Source organism: uncultured Slackia sp. (assembly GCF_944321625.1).
Taxonomy (GTDB): domain Bacteria; phylum Actinomycetota; class Coriobacteriia; order Coriobacteriales; family Eggerthellaceae; genus Slackia.
In genome coordinates, this window is record NZ_CALUMA010000104.1 from 1 (window position 1) to 5,277 (window position 5,277).

The window sequence follows — 5,277 nt, forward strand, 5'->3', positions numbered from 1 at the left end:
GACCTGGCCGGTCGCCAGACCAATCTGGTTGCCGTAGCTGGAATAGCCGGCGGCCGCCTCGGTCACGATCTTGCGCTGCGGCAGCTTACCGGGAATGGTTTCGCTCACGGGCGCCAGTGGGTTGGCCGCGCCGGTCACGCGCATGGCCTGGTACACGTAGCTGCGGCCGCTCAAGGGGTCGCGAATGGCGCCGCCCACGCAGGTGGCCGCGCCGCCGAAGGGGTCGATCTCGGTGGGATGATTGTGCGTCTCGTTCTTGAACAGGAACAGCCAATCCTCGTCCTGACCGTTCACATCCACCTTCACCTTGACGGTGCAGGCGTTGATTTCGTCGGATTCGTCCAGGTTCTTGAGGATGCCCTTGGACTTCAGGTACTTCGCGCCGATGGTGCCCATGTCCATCAGGCACACGGGCTTCTTGTCGCGACCCAGCTCATGACGCATATCCATGTACTTGTCGAACGCGGCCTGCACCACGGCGTCATCGATGCTCACTTCGTCCAGCACGGTGCCGAACGTGGTGTGGCGGCAATGATCCGACCAATAGGTGTCCACCACCTTGACCTCGGTGATGGTGGGGTTGCGGCCTTCCTCCTGGAAGTACTTCTGGAAGAATTCGATGTCGGCGAGATCCATGGCAAGGCCGCGCTCATCGATGAAGCGCTGCAGGCCTTCTGCGTCTAGCTCAGTGAAGCCGTCGATGACCTCCACGGGAGCGGGCTCAGGCGTGTCGAGCGCCAGCGTATCGCGGGCATCGAGCGACGCCTCGCGCGCCTCTACGGGATTAATCACGTAATGCTTGACGGCGGACACATCCTCGTCGGACAGCTCGCCGAACAGGGCGTACACGGTAGCGCTGCGAACAGCAGGACGTTCGCCCTGGCTGATCAGCTGCACGCACTCGCTCGCGCTTTCAGCGCGCTGGTCGAACTGGCCGGGAAGGTATTCCACAGCGAACACCGCAGCGCCCTCCATCGCAGGCAGCTCATCGGTTGCGGTATCGGACTGCGGCTCGCTGAACACGGTGGGCACGCACACGCGGAACAGCTCCTCGTCGATGCCCTCCACGTCATAGCGGTTGAACAGCCTCACACCGCTCAAAGCCTCTAGCCCCAGAATGCTTCGCAGCTCGTGCAGCAGATGCTGCGCCTCAACATCGAAGCCCGGCTTTTTCTCAACATAGACGCGAGAAACCATGGAATCCTGCCCTTCTTGCATCGTGGTCTTGCAACCGCCATTGCGGCCGACACGTCAAACGCAATCGCCGCGGAATCAGCGTTGATGCGCAGCGACAAAAGCCGCCGCGCATCAACGCATTCGTCCAGTACGACGCGTATTTGCATAACCTCTTAATGATACGACACCGAAGGCCCTTTACGATGAACAAGCCCCGTCTTTCCCAATATTCCCAAGCCGCGGCGCGCGCTCAATGCACGCCTATGCCCAGTTTCCCAAAGCATCAAGAATGGACAGCCTCGCCCCTGGGCAGCCCTATGCCTGGATAGCCTCGTGCCTGGGCAGTCTCATGCCAAGGAGTTCAATACTCGATTTAATCGAAGCTTGTATGCGTTTGAATCAAGTATTGAACTCTAGAACGCATGCATGCCTTCGTTTGAGTGCCGCCTGTTCACTATATCCCCAGGTCGAGAAATGCAGCCATCCCTCGCAACTGCCTTTCACAGTTCAAAACTGCCACTATTCGACAATCGACTGCAAATAATGCATGTTTTGAACTGCCTGACGACACAAGGTGGCATACTGTGCTTTTGCGGCGCCGCTTGATGCGCCGACCATGTCGCATGGTAAGCACATATGCCGCAAAATGTATTCGAATGCCGCGATCACAAACAAACGAGGTTTTAATGAGCTCAGAACACGACGCGATTTTCACCCAGCTTGTCGAGCGTGCCCTAGCGCTGCACGCGCGTAACTTCAACTGCGCCCAATGCGTGGCGTGCACGCTGGCGCCGCTCGTCGAGGCGAGCGAGGATTCAACGTTTCGCCTGATGGAAGGCTTTGGCAGTGGCATGGGATGCAAGAGCGAGACCTGCGGGGCACTTTCGGGCGCCGTTGCCATCATGGGCGCGGCCAACAGCTACGGCCCCGCCAACCCCACGAGCAAGCAGGACACCTACGAGCTCGCCGCCGAATGCGTACGCCGCTTCCGCGACATCCACAAGGCCACCGAATGCCGCACCATCAGAGGAACCGACCAACCCGGCCCTCTCCCCATCTGCGACGATTGCATCACGGACTGCGTGCGCATAGGCGCTGAGATAATCTTCGAGCGCCAGGCAAAATCTGAATAACCCAGGCCCAAGCGAGACGAGACACGCCAGCGCCGTGACGCTCTGAGAGCTGCAGCGATATGCCCACCGAAACCGGATCCCGGGGCGCCGCAGAGGGGTGCGAGGAATCACTCGGCTTTCTCACTTTTTGCCTATTGTTTAGCTGAAAAGCCTAGTGAAGCGCATAGCCCTCGAAGGGGGCGGTAGCTGAACGCGTGTTCCTCGCACCCCCCTGCGGCGCCCCGGGATCCGCTCACTCGCGCACGCGCAGCTCCCAGAACGCCACGGCGCTGGCGGCGGCTACGTTGAGCGAATCCACGCCGTGCTCCATGGGAATCTTCACCGTGTAATCGCAGGCCGCAATGGTGCCCTGCGCCAGCCCGTCGCCCTCGGTGCCCAGCACTAATGCCAGCTTCTCGCATTCCGCAAGCTCAGGAGCATCCAGCGAAATCGAGTCATCCGACAGCGCAAGCGCCGCCGTCTTGAAGCCGAGCGAATGCAGCAGCGGAACGCCCTCGGCCGCCCAGTCGCGGCCATGTCCAATGCGCGTCCACGGCACCTGGAACACCGTGCCCATGCTCACGCGGGCGGCACGACGGTAGAGCGGATCATGGCATGAAGGCGTGACCAACACCGCGTCCATCCCCAGCGCCGCGGCAGAACGAAACGCTGCGCCGATGTTGGTGTAGTTGGTGATGTCCTCTAAGATTGCCACGCGCCGAGCGTTCGCCAGAAGTTCCTCCACGCTCGGCAGCGCCGGACGATAGAACGCCGCCAACGCCCCGCGCGTTGTTTGATACCCCGTAACCTGGCGGAACTGCTCACGCGTTGCCAGCAGGATCGGGGCCTCAAGTCCCTCGGCCCCCATGCGCTCGATGATGGGCATGGTGGCATCCAGCCAGCACTCCTCCAGGAACATCGAATGCATGCGCACGCCCGCGTCAAGGGCCCGCTCAATCACCTTGGCGCTCTCGGCGATGAAAAGCCCGCCGTTCAAATCGGGGTCAGGCCCAGGCGCGCCCACGCCGTCGCGCAGCTGGGCATCGGTCATGCCTGAATACACGCGCAGGCGCGGGTCATCAGTATCTTTCAGACGAATGATGGACATTCAGCTATTCCGCCCAGTAGACCCAGTTTTCCTTGCGAGGCTTGGCGACCGGCGCAGCGTCATCGGCGGCGTAGCCCAGAATGCAGTGGCCAATGCCCTCGTAATCGCCCTCGACGCCGAGCTGCTTGAGGATTTCTTTACCGCGCTCGGATTCGAACTCCTCCTTCGCACGATGGATCCAGCAGCTTGAAAGCCCCAGGTCATGCGCAGCGAGCATCATGGTGCCCATGACCAGACTGCCGTCATGCACATACGTCGGCATAGATTTGTCGGCCAGCACGATGAGCACCACGGGCGCACCGTAGAACGGATCGGTTCCCGGCCTACCAAAAAACTCGGCATTCATCTGGGACAACTCATCACGCAGTTCCTTGTTGGTGACGGCCACGATAATCGGCGACTGCTGGCCCATGCCGGTGGGTGCCCAGATTCCGGCCTCAATCACCTTATCAATCAGCTCTTTTGCGGGCATATCCGGCTTGTAGGCGCGCACGCTGCGACGGGTTTTGATTGTTTCAAGGGTTTCCATGGCACGTCCTTTCTTCGAGCCCATACATCTCACCCCTCATTATAGGTTTGTCGCGACCCCTGAAAATTGGTCATTTTGTATCTCGGATGGGCGCCGAACAAATTCGACCTTGGAAACCTGGTCAATATTCAATCTGCTGGGCGATTTTGAAGTTCCCTTTTCCATTCCCGAACGCCCCCAAGTCAATAATCACACTGTTTGAAGCTCAAAACCCAAATTAGAATCCCAAAAGCGAAGGAAAGGACTAAAACGAAGCAGCGGCAACGCCCATTCGATTCAAAAATGACCACCCCTGAGAAACAGAACCGCTTCGCCGCCCATTCGACGAAAAAATGACCGTTCCCCCTTGCGCACACAATGCCTAGAACAAAATCATGCAGTTTGTCGGCACAAGCTGATTATGCGAACAGTTCCAAGATGACACAAGCCGGAATCCGAACCGAAGACCCTTTCCAGCTGGCGAGCCAAGCATGTCGAAACGATCGAATCACCTTTCTAAAAGCTGTGTGCTAGTTTGGGCAATTACTTCTCCTAAGTCGCCCACATGCTCATCGCGCGCATCGGCCAGCGCGGTCAGAACAGCACGCAGGTCACATTCCCATTCTTCAATCGAATACGGCACGCCCTCGTTGGCGGGCATATCCGTCTCGAGAAGCAGGCGCTCGCGCGGGATGGCGCGCACGTACGCACGCCCACGCTTGGTGGCAAGCATTCGGGGATTAATGGAGAAGGAGCAACCCAGACGAATCGCACGTGTGAGCTCGTCTGATGTGCCAGAGAACCAGTGAAGGATGCACGCGTTCGACTTGCACGTACCATGCGCTTCAAGCATATCGAGTACTGTGCTCGCCGAACGAACCGAATGTATTGAAATCACCTTTCCGCCGCCTATGCACGCATCAAGCACAGCATCGAATGCCGCAATTTGCTCCTCGCGCGTGCGCTCATGACGCGGCGCAAAATCGAGTCCCACCTCGCCAACGAAGGATGTATCCCGGATGAGCGACGCAAGCCGATCAAGCTCATTCAATGACGACAGAACGGATTCCGCCGCATGCTCGTTCCTCCCTGGCACAACGTCGTTGTGCGCCTCAACAGCCGGCGCCATGCCTGTTTCCGCCTTGCTCATCGTGGCAGTAGTCTCACCAGACGCGTCGCTCATCAGCAACGGATCGCCAGTATCCCCACTCGCTACCCACCACGGATGCAGACCGATCCCCACACGCACATTCTCGCATGCGCCAAACAGCGCCTGCGCGCGCTCGAATCCCTCAGGCGTCACCGTATTGGAGAACGCATGTATGCCGCAGGCTTCCGCCTCGCGCACCAGGCCAAGAGCGGCATCGTCAGAC

General features: G+C 59.3%; 4 protein-coding genes and 1 pseudogene. 1 reads left to right on the forward strand and 4 read right to left on the reverse strand.

All coding sequences use genetic code 11. The features are described 5' to 3' along the window. Positions 1-1,197 (reverse strand): annotated as a pseudogene (locus Q0J60_RS08925) (phosphoribosylformylglycinamidine synthase); the annotation flags it as partial. A 665-nt stretch (positions 1,198-1,862) separates the two neighbouring features. Between Q0J60_RS08925 and Q0J60_RS08930 the strand changes: the two are divergent. Then, positions 1,863-2,309, forward strand: coding sequence for a C-GCAxxG-C-C family protein (locus Q0J60_RS08930; RefSeq protein ID WP_294440713.1), 447 nt, complete (start codon positions 1,863-1,865; stop codon positions 2,307-2,309). A gap of 232 nt (positions 2,310-2,541) precedes the next feature. Here the strand turns inward: Q0J60_RS08930 and Q0J60_RS08935 are convergent, their stop codons facing one another. The 3 genes from Q0J60_RS08935 to Q0J60_RS08945 form a co-directional block, all read right to left on the reverse strand. Next, complete coding sequence (locus tag Q0J60_RS08935; protein ID WP_294440714.1) at positions 2,542-3,396, reverse strand: RNA methyltransferase; 855 nt, start codon at positions 3,394-3,396, stop codon at positions 2,542-2,544. Positions 3,397-3,400: 4 nt separating this feature from the next. Then, positions 3,401-3,925 carry a nitroreductase gene (locus tag Q0J60_RS08940; RefSeq protein ID WP_294440717.1) on the reverse strand — a complete coding sequence of 175 codons (525 nt, stop codon included), beginning with the start codon at positions 3,923-3,925 and terminating at the stop codon, positions 3,401-3,403. 487 nt (positions 3,926-4,412) lie between these two features. Beyond that, positions 4,413-5,277: TatD family hydrolase (locus Q0J60_RS08945; protein ID WP_367178830.1), on the reverse strand; the 865-nt coding region annotated here is incomplete at its 5' end.